The organism is Sanguibacter sp. 25GB23B1 (genome assembly GCF_040012415.1).
Taxonomy (GTDB): domain Bacteria; phylum Actinomycetota; class Actinomycetes; order Actinomycetales; family Cellulomonadaceae; genus Sanguibacter.
The window spans coordinates 61395-76864 of record NZ_JBDYKL010000013.1 but is presented as its reverse complement, the minus strand read 5'-3'; the positions used below and the strand labels follow the sequence as shown (position 1 = coordinate 76864).

Annotated in this window: 17 protein-coding genes; 8 read left to right on the top strand and 9 right to left on the bottom strand. The window is 72.0% G+C overall.

Annotated elements, in window-relative coordinates; translation table 11 throughout:
* Positions 1 to 30 precede the first annotated feature (30 nt).
* The 6 genes from ABKW26_RS09540 to ABKW26_RS09515 form a co-directional block, all read right to left on the bottom strand.
* On the bottom strand, positions 31 to 2940 hold the full coding sequence (locus ABKW26_RS09540; protein ID WP_348593062.1) for a DEAD/DEAH box helicase: 2910 nt from the start codon (positions 2938 to 2940) through the stop codon (positions 31 to 33).
* A 59-nt stretch (positions 2941 to 2999) separates the two neighbouring features.
* The gene (gene tatC / locus ABKW26_RS09535; protein ID WP_348593060.1) at positions 3000 to 3761 is read right to left on the bottom strand and encodes a twin-arginine translocase subunit TatC; all 762 of its coding nucleotides are present in this window, start codon (positions 3759 to 3761) and stop codon (positions 3000 to 3002) included.
* A gap of 64 nt (positions 3762 to 3825) precedes the next feature.
* Positions 3826 to 4140, bottom strand: coding sequence for a Sec-independent protein translocase subunit TatA (gene tatA / locus ABKW26_RS09530; RefSeq protein ID WP_348593058.1), 315 nt, complete (start codon positions 4138 to 4140; stop codon positions 3826 to 3828).
* A 150-nt stretch (positions 4141 to 4290) separates the two neighbouring features.
* Positions 4291 to 4614, bottom strand: a complete 324-nt coding sequence (locus tag ABKW26_RS09525) for a hypothetical protein (RefSeq protein WP_348593056.1) — start codon at positions 4612 to 4614, stop codon at positions 4291 to 4293.
* Between the two features lie 10 nt (positions 4615 to 4624).
* The gene (locus ABKW26_RS09520; RefSeq protein WP_348593054.1) at positions 4625 to 5665 is read right to left on the bottom strand and encodes a WYL domain-containing protein; all 1041 of its coding nucleotides are present in this window, start codon (positions 5663 to 5665) and stop codon (positions 4625 to 4627) included.
* A complete protein-coding gene (locus tag ABKW26_RS09515) occupies positions 5658 to 6695 on the bottom strand; it encodes a WYL domain-containing protein (RefSeq protein WP_348593052.1) in 1038 nt (345 codons plus the stop codon). Before ABKW26_RS09515 ends, ABKW26_RS09520 begins: the two co-directional genes overlap by 8 nt.
* 37 nt (positions 6696 to 6732) lie before the next feature.
* Between ABKW26_RS09515 and ABKW26_RS09510 the strand changes: the two genes are divergently transcribed.
* The 8 genes from ABKW26_RS09510 to ABKW26_RS09475 all read left to right on the top strand — a co-directional run bounded on the left by ABKW26_RS09510 (position 6733) and on the right by ABKW26_RS09475 (position 13634).
* Positions 6733 to 7908 (top strand): DUF3866 family protein, encoded by a 1176-nt coding sequence (locus tag ABKW26_RS09510; protein ID WP_348593050.1) that lies wholly within the window; start codon positions 6733 to 6735, stop codon positions 7906 to 7908.
* Positions 7909 to 7920: 12 nt separating this feature from the next.
* On the top strand, positions 7921 to 8724 hold the full coding sequence (locus ABKW26_RS09505) for a DUF4129 domain-containing protein (RefSeq protein WP_348593048.1): 804 nt from the start codon (positions 7921 to 7923) through the stop codon (positions 8722 to 8724).
* On the top strand, positions 8721 to 9257 hold the full coding sequence (locus tag ABKW26_RS09500) for a hypothetical protein (protein ID WP_348593046.1): 537 nt from the start codon (positions 8721 to 8723) through the stop codon (positions 9255 to 9257). Before ABKW26_RS09505 ends, ABKW26_RS09500 begins: the two co-directional genes overlap by 4 nt.
* A complete protein-coding gene (locus ABKW26_RS09495) occupies positions 9254 to 10276 on the top strand; it encodes a MoxR family ATPase (RefSeq protein ID WP_348593045.1) in 1023 nt (340 codons plus the stop codon). Before ABKW26_RS09500 ends, ABKW26_RS09495 begins: the two co-directional genes overlap by 4 nt.
* Complete coding sequence (locus tag ABKW26_RS09490) at positions 10273 to 11574, top strand: DUF58 domain-containing protein (RefSeq protein ID WP_348593043.1); 1302 nt, start codon at positions 10273 to 10275, stop codon at positions 11572 to 11574. The genes ABKW26_RS09495 and ABKW26_RS09490 overlap by 4 nt, the downstream gene beginning before the upstream one ends.
* Entirely contained in the window at positions 11571 to 12146 is a 576-nt protein-coding gene (locus tag ABKW26_RS09485) for a hypothetical protein (RefSeq protein WP_348593041.1), read from the top strand. The genes ABKW26_RS09490 and ABKW26_RS09485 overlap by 4 nt, the downstream gene beginning before the upstream one ends.
* Positions 12147 to 12223: 77 nt before the next feature.
* The gene (locus tag ABKW26_RS09480; RefSeq protein WP_348593101.1) at positions 12224 to 12796 is read left to right on the top strand and encodes a DNA starvation/stationary phase protection protein; all 573 of its coding nucleotides are present in this window, start codon (positions 12224 to 12226) and stop codon (positions 12794 to 12796) included.
* Between the two features lie 160 nt (positions 12797 to 12956).
* Positions 12957 to 13634, top strand: a complete 678-nt coding sequence (locus ABKW26_RS09475) for a YigZ family protein (RefSeq protein WP_348593039.1) — start codon at positions 12957 to 12959, stop codon at positions 13632 to 13634.
* A gap of 18 nt (positions 13635 to 13652) precedes the next feature.
* On the opposite strand, the gene ABKW26_RS09470 is transcribed toward ABKW26_RS09475, so the two are convergent.
* The 3 genes from ABKW26_RS09470 to ABKW26_RS09460 all read right to left on the bottom strand — a co-directional run bounded on the left by ABKW26_RS09470 (position 13653) and on the right by ABKW26_RS09460 (position 15341).
* Positions 13653 to 14135: a hypothetical protein gene (locus ABKW26_RS09470; RefSeq protein ID WP_348593037.1), complete on the bottom strand. Its 483-nt coding sequence runs from the start codon at positions 14133 to 14135 to the stop codon at positions 13653 to 13655.
* A 333-nt stretch (positions 14136 to 14468) separates the two neighbouring features.
* On the bottom strand, positions 14469 to 14762 hold the full coding sequence (locus tag ABKW26_RS09465; RefSeq protein WP_348593035.1) for a hypothetical protein: 294 nt from the start codon (positions 14760 to 14762) through the stop codon (positions 14469 to 14471).
* 9 nt (positions 14763 to 14771) lie between these two features.
* A complete protein-coding gene (locus ABKW26_RS09460) occupies positions 14772 to 15341 on the bottom strand; it encodes a tyrosine-type recombinase/integrase (RefSeq protein ID WP_348593033.1) in 570 nt (189 codons plus the stop codon).
* Positions 15342 to 15470: the final 129 nt, after the last annotated feature.

The following is a 15470-nucleotide window of genomic DNA, read 5'->3' as shown; positions in this document are numbered from 1 at the left end:
CACGATATGCCACCGCCGGGCGCGCCACCGCTAGACGCTGGAGTAGGCGACCACCCCGCGACGCAGCGACGCGATCGCCTTGTGCGCCGTCGCTCGCATGCGGTCCTCGGGTGCCGCCTTGGTCAGCTGGTCGAGCACGTCGATGACCTGCTTGCACCACCGCACGAAGTCGCCGGCAGCGAGCTCGGTGTCCTTGAGGACCACGTCGAGGCTGCGACCCGAAGCCCACCGGTGCACGGCCTCGACGAGCCCGAGGTCGAGCGGCCCGGTCGCCTCGATACGGTGCGCTGCCTCGATGTCGTCGAGCTCGGACCACACCTGGACCGTGGCGTCCAGCGCACGTGCCAGGACGCCGGTCGGTCCGCCGGGGATCCGAGGATCGCCTTCCGCGTTGTCCCGTCGAGCGGAGTACACGAGCGTGGAGACGGCCGCCGCCAGGCCGGCCGGGTCGAGCGACTCCCACGTGCGCCTGCGGATGCACTCCGAGAGCAGGAGGTCGCTCTCGGCGTAGAGCCGGCGCAGCGTCTGGCCGGGGGTCGTCACGACGATCTCGGAGTCCTCGCCGGGGATGAGGTAACCCAAGGAACCGAGGATCTCGCAGATGCGGTCGAAGATCTTCGCGATCGACCCGGTGCGGCCCTCGATGCGTCGCAGCAGCGCACGGTGCTCGGCGTCCAGCTTGGACCACCGCTCGGCCCACCGCGCGTGGTCCTCACGGTCGGGACACCCGTGGCACGCGTGCTCGCGCAGCGCGGACCGGAGCCGGGCGAGCTCCGCGTCGTCGCCGGACGACGGCCGACCCGCGACGTTCTTGTGCCCGCCGCGCTTGCCTGCCTTCGACCGGCCCGGCGCGGACCCGTCGGCGGAGTCCGCGAACGCGCCCAGCGCGGCCCGCAGCGATGCCGTGAGGTCCTTGCGGGCAGCGGGGTTGCGCGGGTTGAAGCCCTTGGGGATCCGTACCTCGGACACGGCCCGGACACCCTGCGGCACGTCGGCGAGCGTGAGCTTCTTCACCTGGCGGTCGCTCGTGAGGATCGTGGGGCGCGGCCCGTCGAAGCCGGCGTCCTGGCCCGGGTCGAGCACGACGGCGTAGCCGGCCCTGCGCCCGGACGGGATCTCGATGACGTCGCCGCGTCGCAGCCTGCTCATCGCGGACACGACGGTCGCCCGCTGCTCGTTCGACGACCGCTTCGACAGCTCGGCCTCCCGCGCCGAGATGCGTCGCCGCAGCCGCGCGTACTCACCGAAGTCGCCCTTCTCGCACTGCATCGCCCGGGCATACCCCTCGAGGGCCTCGGCGTGCGCCGCGCTCTGCCGGGCGAGCCCGACGACCCCGCGGTCCGCCTGGAACTGCGCGAACGACGTCTCGAGGATCTCCCGGGAGCGCTCGCGGCCTACCTGGGAGACGAGGTTGACGGCCATGTTGTAGGTCGGCTTGAAGCTGGACTTCAAGGGGTAGAGGCGCTTGGACGCGAGGCCGGCGAGGGCTGCGGGGTCGAGGCCGGGGTGGTCGACGACGACGGCGTGGCCCTCGACGTCGATGCCGCGGCGTCCGGCTCGCCCGGTGAGCTGGGTGTACTCCCCCGGGGTGATGTCGACGTGGTTGGAGCCGTCCCACTTGACGAGCTTCTCGAGGACGACGCTGCGCGCGGGCATGTTGATGCCCAGGGCGAGGGTCTCGGTGGCGAAGACGATCTTCACGAGGCCGGCGCTGAAGAGCTGCTCGACGGTCTCCTTGAACAGCGGGAGCATGCCTGCGTGGTGGGCTGCGACGCCTCGGCTCAGCGCGTCGAGCCAGCCCCAGTAGCCCAGGACGGTGAGGTCCTCGGACGGGATGGCCGCACACCGGTCCTCGACGATCGCCCGGATGCGTGCCTCCTGCTCGGGGGTGGTGAGCCGCAGACCGGCCGCGAGACACTGGGCGACCGCTCCCTCGCACCCGGCGCGAGAGAAGATGAAGAAGATCGCGGGGAGCAGGTTCGCCTCGTCGAGGGCGGCGACGGTCGCGAAGCGTGGCGGGCCGCGTCGTCCGGTGTGCTGGGGGCCGGCCGGGCGCTGTCCTCGGGGACCCCCACGGCTTCCACCTCGCCCAGGCCCACGGCCTCTGGCGGTGTAGGTGTCGCTCATGCGGTGGTCGTTCGTCTGGCGCATGACCGCGAGGAGGTCGGGGTTGATGGGCGGGATGGTCCCCGGGTCCGTCGGGTCGACCGCATGGGCGTAGAGGTCGAGGATCCCTCCCGGGTTGCTCCCCCGACCCGAGACGACCACGTGCTGGGAGAGCGGGACCGGCCGGTGCTCGCTCACGACGACGGCCGTGTCGCCGCGGACCATCTCGAGCCAGTCGCCGAACTCCTCGGCGTTGGAGACGGTCGCGGACAGCGACACGAGCTGGACGTCGCTGGCGAGGTGGATGATGACCTCTTCCCAGACGGCGCCGCGGAACCGGTCGGCGAGGTAGTGGACCTCGTCCATGATGACGAACCCGAGACCGTCGAGCGTCGACGAGCTCGCGTAGAGCATGTTGCGCAGCACCTCGGTCGTCATGACGACGACCGGCGCTTCACCGTTGATGGTCGTGTCACCGGTGAGGAGGCCGACGGAGTCGGCGCCGTAGCGGCGCACGAGGTCGGAGTACTTCTGGTTGCTCAGCGCCTTGATCGGCGTCGTGTAGAACGCCTTGCGCCCCCCGGCGACGGCCAGGTGCACGGCGAACTCCCCCACGATCGTCTTGCCCGCGCCGGTGGGCGCAGCGACGAGGACGCCCTGCCCACGCTCGAGGGCCTCGCAGCCCTCGACCTGGAAGGGGTCGAGCTCGAAGTCCAGGGTGCGGGAGAACGTCCCGAGCTGGGACCGGTCGCGGGCGGCGCGCTCGCGGGACTGCTGGTACCGCTCGGCCGGGCTGGGTTCGGAGGTGTGCGGGGACCGTGCTGGGGTGGCCATGCGTCCAGCGTAGGGGCGATGGCTGACGGTCACCTCACGCGATGCGGGGCGGCACGTGGTCAGACCTCGTACCCGGCGACCTCGGCGTCGAAGGCGGCGGTGCGCTTGTCGGCGCGCTTGTCGTGCAGGACGCACACGCCGAGCGCCATGAAGTACAGCAGGCAGATCGGCAGGGCGACGAGGATCATCGTCAGGGCGTCCGGTGTGGGTGTCATGACCGCAGCGAAGCCGAAGGCGATGACGATCGCCCACCGCCACCCGCGGGCCCACGTCTCAGCACGGACCATGCCGAGGAAGTTCACGGCGACCATGACGACAGGCATGACGAAAGCGATGCCGAACGCGAGCAGCAGGCGCATGACGAACCCGAGGTACATCTGGGCGTCCTGGAGGTTCGTGGAGTCCTCGGGCAGGAAGTCGGTGAGGATCCGCACGGCGTGCGGCAGCACGAGCCACGCGAGACCGGCACCTGCGAGGAAGAGCGGCACGGCGGCGCCGACGAAGCCGATGGTGTACCGCTTCTCGCGCCCGGTCAGGCCCGGGGTGATGAACGCCCAGAGCTGGTAGAGCCACCAGGGGCTCGTCCCGAGGATGCCGATGAAGAAGGCGATCTTGATCTTCATGTCGAGCGCGGTCGCCATGCCACCGAAGTTGATGGAGACCACCTGGTTGCGGCGTGCGGCCGCGTCGAGGATGGGCTCCTGCAGCAGCTGGAACACCGGGTCGTAGAGGAACCAGCCGGCGACCGCGCCGACGACGACACCGAGGGCCGCGAGGAAGAGTCGCTTGCGGAGCTCGAGCAGGTGCGAGCGCAGGGGCATGCGCCCCTCGGCGTCGCGTCGCCGGGTGCGCCCGGCCGACCTGCGCTGGGTACCTCGCGCCACCTCAGACCTTCGGCGGGGTCGCGCTCCCGGGCGAGGAGGCAGGATCGGTCCTCGTCACAGGGTTCGTCATGTCGACCGGTATGGCTGGACCACCCGCTGGCGGCGACCCGGGCTGCTGGTACGCCTGAGGCTGCTGGTACGTCTGGGGCTGGACGGGGGCTGGCGTGTCGTCGTCGTTGAGCTCCTTGATCTCCTTCTTGAAGATCTTCAACGACTGACCCACGCTCTTGGCGAGGTCCGGCAGACGCTTCGCGCCGAAGAGCAGGAGGACGATGACCAAGAAGATGATCCAGTGCATCGGCTTGAGTGCACCCATGGGTGGACCTCCAGTGTGTGTCGAGCGCTCGGTGGACTGCTTGAGAACGATCCTAGACGCATGCGCCCGTGCTTGACCGTACCGGGACCGTACCCGTCGTCGGTGAACGGGAGATGGCCACGAGGCGGTGTGTCGCGGCGCGCCCTCGCGTCAGCGGTCGAGGGTGCGCCAGGCCTCGTACCGCGCGGTGTGCTGCGCCCGGCGGTCGGCTGCCCGCACGCGCCGCACGGCCCGCCGCTCCTCCACGACCGCGACGAGCTCGTCGCGGTCCCGGAACACGTCGACGCCCCGGGGCGTCGTGGGACCGTTCGCGGCGATCCGCTCCGCCACCCGACCAGGTGCACCCGAGGCGACGCTCTCCAGGTCGCCGAGCGCACGCATGAGCATCGTGGCCCTGCGCCACAGCGACCGTCCGAGGAAGAACGCCCCCGTGAGGGTCGCGACGACCAGTGCGCACCAGATCCAGAACCACATGTCGGTGAGCCTAACGGTCCGTGGTGGCACCGTCGCTGGTGCCGCCCGGCCCCGCGCTGCGACCGGGCTCCGCGCTCGCGGTCTCGAGCGCGGTGAGGTCTGCGTACTCGGCGAGGGCACGCTCGGCGGCGTCGGCGACGTCGTCGAGGACGTCACGTGGGGAGACCGCCACGACCTCGCGTGCGTTGCGCAGGAGCAGGTGGCGCAACCACATGGGGTTGCCCACCCGCAGCGCGACGACGAAGTCGGAGGAGTCGAGGGTGCGGACGGACTCGACGGGCACCTGCTCGGCGATCCAGCGTGCACGGCTCGTGAACGTCACCTCGGCCACCGTGCCGGTCGTGGGCCGGTACGTGTCGGGTGCCGGTGTGCGCGCGGCCGTGCGGGTGGCGGGCTCGGGGAGCACCTGCGCGGACAGGATCCGGTCGGTGCGGAAGGTCCGTTCCCCCTGCGCGTCGGTGCACCAGGCGTGCAGGTACGTGAAGTCGTCGGACGGCAGCAGGCGGATGGGTTCCACGACGCGGGTGGAGGTGACGTCCGAGTTGCTCACGTACTCGATGCGCAGCTGCTGGCGTGCACCGAGCGCGGTCGTCACGGCGGCCAGCACGTGCGGGGCCGCGTCGACGGCGACCCGCACGTCGAGCGACGCGGCAGCCTCTCCCGACGCTGCGGTGAGCTTCGCGAGGGCAGAGCCGACGACCGCGGCCTGCTCGGGGTCTCCCGCCTGGGCGACGACCTCGCCCATCGCCCGCAGGGCGGCGATGAGCGTGATGGCCTCGCGGGTACCGAGCCGCAGCGGGCGCGTCATCCCGCGGGACTGCGTGAGGCGGACGATCCCCCGCTCGATGGAGTCGGCATCGAAGTCGATGAGGTCCTCGGGCCAGTACCCCGGGGTCCCCGAGATCCACAGCGTGTCGACGTCGGCAAGGATCTGCTTCGCGCTCACGCCGAAGCGGCGGGCCAGGTCGTCCACCGGGACGGGGCCGCTCGTCTCGAGGAAGCTCACCAGTCCGACGAGCCGCACGAAGCGTTCGGACGCGCGCTCAGCCACGGTCGCCTCCTTCGGGGGTTCCGGCACCGGCCGGGTCGGACGTCTTCGAGCCGGGCGTCCCACGAAGACCCGCAGCACGGTGCAGGCGCTGCAGCACCGCATCCCGCAGGCTCACGGGCTCCACGACGAGGACCGCGTCACCGTAGCCCGCGATGTCGTCCGCCGTCGCCTCGAACGACGTGTACGTCAGGGTGATCATCTCCCGGCCCGGGACCACCGGGCCCGTCACCGCGGGCAGCCCGTGCGCTCGCAGGGCGCTCGCCCGCTCGGGCAGGAGTGCGAGGAGAGCCTGCTCCTCGCGCTCAGGTGCCCCGCGCCCGACGAGCGCGTCCACGTCGATCGACCCCGGCACCGTGAACGCACCGGCCTCGCCGCGCGCCCGCACGAGGCCCTCGATGCGGTTGAGGCGGAACGCCCGCGGCGCGTCCCGGTCCTGGTCGTGACCGAGCAGGTACCAGCCGCCCGCGCGCACGGCGACCTTCCAGGGCTCGACCGTGCGCACGCGCACCTCGCCCGTGCTCGCCGCCCGGTACGTGAAGGTGACGACCCGGCGGGCGACGATCGCGTCGAGCAGCGGCTCGTAGGACCCCGCGACGGACCGCACCCGCGGCGCGAGGCCCGCGACGGAGTCCGTCCCCTCTCCCCCGCCGGGCACCGAGCGCAGCTTCGTCAGCGCGCGCGAGGTGTCGACCTGCAGCGCGCTGTCCTGCCAGAACTGCGCCGCGAGAGACAGCACACCGAGCTCGGCGGGCGTGAGGTCGATCTCGGCGAGGGCGTAGGCGTCCTTGTCGATCCGGTACCCGGCATCCTGCGCGTGCCCGCCTGCGTCCACCGTGACGATCGGCACACCCATCTCCCGCAGCGCATCCTTGTCCCGCTCGAACATGCGTTCGAACGCCTCGGGGGTGGCTGCCTCGTCGTACCCGGCGACGGACGCGCGGATCTCCGCCTTCGTCATCCGCGCAGGGGTGTTCATCAGCGCGATGACGAGGTTGAGCAGTCTGGCTGCGGGGGGCGTCTGAGGAGGCATCGCCCTAACGCTAGCGTCGAGTAGCGTTGACGCGGTGATGACGCGACGAAATGCACGGGTGGTATCGCTCGGGCGACGCTGGGACGGGGCACAAGAGCTCGTCGTCGAGATCGACCCCACCGCGGCCGACGCACCACCCCCCGGACCGGTCCGGGCCCTCGCCTACCCCGCACTCGTCGGCGACCCGCGCCCCGGCGACACCGTCCTCCTCAACACCACCGCGCTCGACCGCGGCCTCGGAACAGGCGGCTACGCCCTCGTCGTAGCCGTCCACCCCACCGACGGGACGACCGCACCCGCACCCGACGGCACCGTCCGCGGCGCCGGCCACCTCGTCAAGGCCCGCTACACACCCCTCCAGACCATGGTCCTCGGCGTCGACGAGCAAGAGTCCCCCCACCACGACCTCCTGCGCGACGCCGACGACCTCCACGCCATGCCCGTCGTCGTCGCCGACCTCCACTCCGCCCTGCCCGCCATCATCGCCGGCGCCCGCCACGCAGCCGCCGAGCACGGCCGACCCGCACCCCGCATCGCCTACGTCATGACCGACGGCGGCGCCCTGCCCGCCTGGTTCTCCCGCACCGTCTCCGGCCTGCGCGACGCCGGCTGGCTCGAGACCTGCATCACCGTCGGCCAAGCCTTCGGCGGAGACCTCGAAGCCGTCTCCATCCACTCCGGCCTCCTCGCCGCCCACCTCGTCACCGGCGCCGACCTCACCATCGTCGCCCAAGGCCCCGGCAACCTCGGCACCGGCACCCGCTGGGGCTTCTCCGGCACCACCGCAGGCGAAGCCCTCAACGCCACCAGCACGCTGGGCGGTCACCCCGTCGCCTCCCTGCGCATTTCCGGCGCCGACCCCCGACCCCGCCACCTCGGCATCTCCCACCACTCCCTCACCGCCTACGGACGCGTCGCCCTGCGACCCGCCGACGTCGTCGTCCCCGTCCTCGCAGGCGCACCCGACGCCTTCAGCACCTCCGGCCAGGACCCCCGCACCCTCGACACCCTCGTCCACGAGCAGGCCACCACCCTCGCGACGTGCCCCGCCCAGCACCAGCTCGTCACCCTCGACGCCACCCCCGCGCTCGCAGCCTCGCTCGCCCACACACCCGTCGGCCTCTCGACCATGGGCCGCGGACTCGCCGAAGACCCCGCCGCCTTCCTCGCCGCAGCGCTCGCAGGCGTCCACGCCGTCACCCTCCAGGGCTGAGGCGCTCCACCAGTGACCACACAGACCACCGGCCGCGCCGACCCACGCCCAGCGACCGTCCCACGCGAGAGGTCGACCGTCCCCGTCGTCCCACTCCTGCTCACCGTCCTGCTCCTCCTCCTCGTCCTCGCCGGTGCGACCCTCTCGAGCCCGTGGGAGCTCAGCGGCGGAGGCCGCCAGGAGCCGCTCCCGCTCCCCGCACCGACCGAGACCGTCGCACCACCGCCCGTACCGCTGCCCCAGGAGGAACCCAGCGAGCTGCCCACCGCAGCACGGGTCGCCCTCCTCGTCCTCACCGGCCTCCTGGCCACCGCCATCGCCGCCTACCTCGTCTACCGCGCCGTCCGGAAGGCGCGCCAGACCGCCCTCGCCCGACGATCACGACCACGCACCGAACGCTCACCCGGCGACACAGCCGGGCACGGCACCGTGACCGTCGTACCCGACCTCCGCACAGGCGTCGAGACCGCGACCGCGCGGCTGCGCGGCGCGACGAGCTCCACCGACGCGATCATCGCCGCGTGGCTCGCCCTCGAGGAGTCGGCCGAAGCATCCGGCGCCCCACGCACAGCAGCACAGACCCCCACCGAGCTCACCGTCGCCGTCCTCGAGACCACCCACGCCCCGCCCGAGACGATCGAGCGCCTGCTGCGCCTCTACCACCTCGCACGCTTCACCCAGACGCCCCTCACCCCGGCAGACGTCGCCGCCGCCGACGACTGCCTCGCCGACCTCACCCGCGCGTTCGCCCACACCCCCGACGGACACCGCACACACCCCACCGACCTCCCCAGCACCGAAGACACCACCCGATGAGACACCTCCTCGCACTCGTCGCGCTCCAGCTCGTCGCCATCGCCCTCCTCCAGCGCGAGCTCGGCCTCGACACCACCCACGTCGTCATGCTCACGCTCAGCGTCGTCGCACTCACCCTCGTCACCCACGCCGCCCGCACCAGCACCACAGCCGCACCGCACCCCCGCTGGCCCCGCGACCGACGCGACCGCCGCCCCGGCTCCCGCGACGAGGTCGCCTCCCTCGCCTGGACCTTCTTCGGCCGCGACGACATCGTCAGCGCCCAAGCCCTGCGCACCATCCGCACCATCGCCGCCACCCGGCTCCGAGCCCACGGAGCCGACCTCCACGACCCCGACGACGCCCCCACCTGCCGCGCCCTCCTCGGCGACGAGACCCACCGGATCCTCGACCCCACCTCGCCCTCGACCGCCCCACGCCCGAGCGTCACCGAGCTCGCCCGCATCATCACCGTGCTCGAGAACCTCGCACCCCACCACGCACCACCACCCACAGCCCCCCGCACACCCCCGCGCACAAGGACCACGCCATGACCGGCCCCCAGCACACCCCCACCACCACGCCCCCCACGGCGCTCACCGTCCCCGAGATCGCCGACCTCTCCACCCGCATCCTCACCGAGGTCTCCACCGCCGTCGTCGGCATGACCGAAGCCCTCCGCACCGCGCTCGCGGCCATCCTCGCCGGCGGCCACGTCCTCTTCGAGGACGTCCCCGGCCTCGGCAAGACCCTGGCCGCCAGGAGCCTCGCCTCCGCGCTGGGGCTCGACTTCGCTCGCCTGCAGTGCACCCCCGACCTCCTGCCGTCGGACATCACCGGATCCTCGGTCTACGACCCGGCCACGCGTACCTTCGAGTTCCGGCGAGGCCCCGTCTTCACCGGTCTCTTCCTCGCCGACGAGATCAACCGCACCGCTCCCAAGACGCAGTCCGCCCTCCTCGAAGCCATGGCCGAGCGCCAGGTGACGATCGACGGCACCACGCACCGGCTCGATCTGCCCTTCCACGTGATGGCGACGTCCAACCCCGTCGAGTACGAGGGCACCTACCCTCTGCCCGAGGCCCAGCTCGACCGCTTCATGGTCCGCCTCGCCGTCGGCTACCCCGACGCAGCCGGCGAGACCGACATCCTGCACCGCCGCCTCGACCGACGGCACGAGACCGCGACGGTCGCACCCGTCGTCGACCCCGCGACCGTCCTCGCCATGCAGGCCGGCATCGAAGAGGTCACCGTCGACGCGGACGTCGTCCGCTACTGCGTCGACCTCGCCGCAGCCACCCGGCACCTCGCCGAGCTCGAGGTCGGTGCCTCCCCCCGAGGCTCCCAGACGCTCCTCCTCGTGGCCCGCGCCCTCGCCGTCATGGCCGGCCGCAGCTACGTCCTGCCCGAGGACGTCAAAGCCGTCGCCGTCCCCGTCCTCGCCCACCGCCTCACCCTCAGCCCAGGATCCTGGGCCAGCGGCCTGCGCACCGACGACCTGGTGCTCGGGCTCCTCGACCACGTCGCCGGACCCACGACCGTCCCTGACCGGCAGCCCACCTCCCACCGATGACACACCCCACCACGCCCAGCCCCGCACCACCCTGGCGCCGTGACCGCTCCGTCCACCTCATGACCGTCGCCGGCATCGTCTTCGCCACCGCAGGCCTCCTCCTCGGGCGACCCCACCTCGTCGCGATCGCCACCCCGCTGCTCCTCGGCGCCGTCTGGAGCACCTGGCGCACACCCCACGGAACCGTGCGCGTCACCACCCGCTCGACCCCCACCGCACTCCGCACAGACGAGCTCGACACGACCCTCACCCTGAGCACCCCACCCGGAGCCACGATCGTGCGCATCCTCGTCGCCAGCCCCGGCACCACCCGCACCGAGACGATGGTGCACGTCGACGGCAGCCGCGACCTCCGGCTCACCACACCCTCCGTCCGCACCGGCACCCGTGAGCTCTTCACCATCGACCTCGTCGCAGCGACCACCGACGGCGGCTGGCACAACGGCATCCACCACGTGCGACCCGAGAGCGTCCTCGTCCTCCCCGCCGCCCAGCGCATCACCGGCACCCCCGTCTCGCGCCACCTGCGCGGACTCACCGGCGAGCACCGCTCCCGCCGCCTCGGCGACGGGAGCGAGCTCCGAGACATCGCCCCCTACCGCACCGGCGACCCCCTCCGCCGCATCGACTGGCGCGTCACCGCACGACGCTCCCCCGACGCCGGCCACCTCTACGTCCGACGCACCTACGCCTCCGCCGAAGCCTGCGTCATCCTCGCCGTCGACTCACGCGACGACGTCGGACCCGAGATCGCCACCTGGGGAGCCTTCGGCGCCCTCCGCCCCGACCAGCAGACCTCGCTCGACATCGCCCGCGAAGCGGCCGCCACCATCGCCCGAGCCGTCATCGACGCAGGAGACCGCGTCGGCCTCGAAGACCTCGGCCGACTCCACACCCCCGTCCCCCTCGCAGGGGGCAAGCGCCACCTCCGACGCATCCACCACGCGCTCGCCCTCGCCCAGCCCCACGGTGCGCCCCGCACCCGCGAGCGAGCCCCCCAGGTACCCCACGGCGCCCTCGTCTACCTCTTCTCCACCTTCCTCGACGACAGCGCCGCCGCCATCGCCCGCCAGTGGCACACCCACGGGCACCACGTCATCGCCATCGACACCCTCCCCGTCGAAGACCCGTGGGACCTGACCGAGCGTGAGCACCTCGCCTGGCGACTCACCGAGATCACACGACAAGACCGCCTCGCCACCCTCACCAGCCGCGGCATCACCATCCTCAGATGGACCGACCCCACCAGCCGCCCCACCCTCCAGGCCGCAGCCCGCGAACGAGGACCCCGACGATGACCCCCCTCTCCCGCCGACCCGCCGGGCCCACGACGCACATCCACACCGGCCCCACCATCCCCGCCTGGACCCTCCACGCGGCACTCGCCGTCGCGATCGTCGGTGCAGTGTGCTCGGCGGCTGCGGGCACGTCCCTCGAGACCTCGTCGCTCGTGGTCCTCGTCCTCGGACTCCTCGCCGCCGTCGGCCATGCCGCCTGGAGACCCAGCACGATCCCGGCCGTCGCCGCGCTCGCCGCGACGGGTCTCGCCTGCATCGTCGTCACGCCGACCAGCGAGGGGTGGCGCGTCCCGGTCATCATCCTGTGCGTCCACGCCCTCGTCCGGCTGTCCTGGTTCACCGCGAGCTCGCGGCCCGGCGGTCGCATCGAGGTCGAGGTCCTCCGGCACGAAGGACGCACATTCCTCGTCCTCGGGCTCGCCGGCCAGGCCGTCGGGCTGCTCGCCGTCGTGCTGACCGCTCTCGAGGCCGACGGGGCGCTCGGGCGCAGCGGTGCTCTCGGCATCGCCGGGGCTGTCGCGCTCCTCGGGCTCGCCGCGCTCCTCCTGCTCCCTCGTTCGCGAACGGCGTAACTTCTGCGTCGACCAGCCATGACGGGCACGATGGGGAGGTGGCAACCCACCACCTCGAACCCTTGGAGGACGTACTCATGGCGACCCGCAACCCGCTTCCCAAGTACACCGTGCCGACCCTCACCCCAGAAGAAGGCGCTCAGGTCGCTGAGGTGCTCCAGCTGCGTCTCCACGCGCTCAACGACCTCGCCCTGACCCTCAAGCACATCCACTGGAACGTGGTCGGGCCGCACTTCATCGCCGTCCACGAGATGCTCGACCCGCAGGTCGACGCCGTCCGTGCGATGGTCGACGCGATCGCCGAACGCATCGCGACCCTCGGTGTGGCACCGACGGGCACACCGGGCGCGATCATCAAGGCGCGCACGTGGGACGACTACTCCCTCGGACGAGCCACGGCGATCTCGCACCTCGGCGCGCTCGACGAGGTCTACCAGGGCGTCATCACCGACCACCGCAAGGCGGCCGAGGACGTCGAGGAGCTCGACGACGTGACCAACGACCTCCTCGTCGGGCACCTCCACGAGCTCGAGCTGTTCCACTGGTTCGTGCGCGCGCACCTCGAGTCCGCCGGTGGAGAGCTGAGCACAGCAGGCGCGACGACGGAGAAGGACGCCGCGAAGAAGGCGAAGAGCCCGACCGAGAAGTAGGTCTGACGGTCGACCAGAAGGTCGACGAGACCCGAGCATGTGCTCGACCGCGCGATCGGCACCACCGGGGCCCGTGCAGCAGGGACTCCTGCCGCACGGGCCCGTGCTCGTGCGAACCACGGTGCACCGAGCCCGGGGCCCGGACGGTACGCTCGGCCGGATGAGCGCTGTGACCGGATCCGCGGACACCGGACCGGAGCTGCCCTCGACCATCGAGGGCGACACGACCTCAGAGATCGTCGTCAAGCGCTCGCGATTCATCACTCGGCTCGCCCACGTCCCCTCGGTCGAAGCCGCGGACGCCGTCGTCGCGACCGTCCGGCGGGACCGCTGGGATGCCCGCCACCACTGTGTCGCGCTCGTCGTCGGTCCGCGCTCGGACGTCACGAGGTCCTCGGACGACGGCGAGCCCTCCGGGACGGCCGGGGCACCGATGAGCGAGGTGCTGCGACGTCACGGGCTCACGGACGTCGTCGCTGTCGTCTCCCGCTACTTCGGCGGTGTGCTCCTGGGAACCGGTGGGCTCGCTCGCGCCTACTCGGGTGCAGTCGACGGCGCGGTCGAGGGTGCGCAGGTCGTCAGACGTCGTGAGGTCGATCGCGTGGTCGTCCGGGTTCCTCACGAGGCTGCTGGGCGCGTCGAGCACTTCCTGCGGGACCGGTCCGCCGCCCACGGGGCCCTCGTGGTGGGCGTCACCTGGACGAGCGAGACCGTTCTCGAGATGCTCGTCCCGCCCGCTCGGCGACGACGGCTCGAGTCCGACCTCGCGGACTTCAGCGCAGGAGCCCTCCTCCTCGAGACCGTCGGTCGGGAGATCGCGGACATCCCGCCGTCCTGAGCCAGGCGGTGCTGTGCGTCACCACGACCATCCGCGCGCTCCGAGCTCGAGCTCCTGACGCATCCGTTGCTCCTCGTCGACCGTCCAGGGCAGGGGCACCGCGCCGGGGGACGACGTCGTGTCGTCGCTCGGCGGTGGTGCCGGATCGGTCTCGTCCAGGCCCGCGAGCCGGCACGCCTCGGACAGGAGGGCGTCGTACGCATACTGCGACGCCCGGAGATGGTGTGCGACGGCGATCGCATGACGCTCCCGCTCGAGCCGCTGGATCTCCGACGCCACGGCCGCGAGGCGGAGCTGGAGCTCGAGCGCGACGAACGGGTCGGTGACCGGCTGCCTCCGAGAGGCTCTGAGGTGATGCTGGACGCGCGGCACGGACGCGCGCGGGAGCCGGCGTCGGTGCCGCTCCGGTGCGGCGGACGACGTCCGGTCCCGTGTCGCCAGGTCCACGACGAACCAGAACGCGGCGATCACGGCGATGTACACGAGGATCGACAGCATCATCCCGCCTCTGCGCTGAGGTACTCCTAGCGTAGGCCGGTCAGCCGTCCGGACGCGAGGGGTAGGGCATCGCCGGAGTGGGGATAGCAGCGCGTCCAGCACGTCGACGTCCACGTGCACGACGAACCGGCGTGGTCCTGAGGTGTCGCGGACGACCGTGCGCCCACCCCCATCCCCCATGGGCGACACGCCGTGGCGCAAGACGTCCAGCACACCGTCCACGCCGTGCGGTCGTACGGTGCCCCGGAGCGGACGCCACTGTGCGACGGGCCGGTCGCCCTGGTCGGTGAAGACCATGCCGGGCCGGTGCGCCGCGTCACGGGGGTGAGCGGGTGCCTAGGCCCGGACAGGGTGCCAGCGGGCACCGTACCGCCGTGCGAGACCTGGCGCGGTGAGCTCGGCGAGGGCGCCGGTGGTGGCGAGCACGTGGTCGGCCACGCGGCGCGCCTGGGCCTCGTCGTCGGCGGTGAACCGGACGGTGATCCGGGCCTCGCCGGCGACCACCCCGACGTCGAAGGACTCGACGGTGGCGAGGTCGCGTGCTGCGTCGGCCGCAGACGGCAGGACGGTCGCGGGCGCGACGCCCGGCTGGAGTCGCCCGATGGTGGCGGTCACGCGGAACGAGGGCACCGGACCAGCCTAGGCCGGTCCGGACGCAGGCTCGGCCACGGCGTCGGTGGCGGCCTCCCCGGCGTCGCCCGGGTGGAGGTGCTCCCACCACGCTCGTCGGAGCTGTTCGAAGCGGGTGGGAAGCGGGTCGCGGTACCCGGCGTAGCGAGCGTTCGTGCGGTGGACGAACCGTCGCCACGACAGCACGAGGCCTTGACGGGTGATCGGCAGGCCGGCGATGACGGTCACCCCGTTGTCATGGGTGTGGTGCACCGTGAGCAGGAGCGCTCTGGGGACGGAGCCCTCGAGCTCGGCGCAGAGCTGCTCGCGGACGGCGAACCATCGGCGCAGCACGAGCCGGACGTCCGGGTCGAGAGGGTGCTCGCGAGCGGTGCGGTGCTTGCCGTGCGTCACGACCACGCTCCCCTGGTCTGCTGCGAACGAGTCGACCGTGCACCGGAGGAGGTCGCCGTACCGGGCGCCTGTCGCACGAGAGAGCCCGACGATGACAGCCAAGCGGACGGTCTCGGCCTTGGCTCCCGTGCGCAGCGCTTCGACCGAGAGCTCGCGCCAGACCCACTCTGCCTCGTCGTGGGTCACGGGTGGTCGCGGATACCTCGATGTCCCTGCGTGTGTTGGTGGTGGGTTCATGTCCTGAGTCTCTCCCGTGCAGCGCTGGACGCTTGGCACACTATTAATACCTGAAGATCATGATCGGGTGTGACTCGA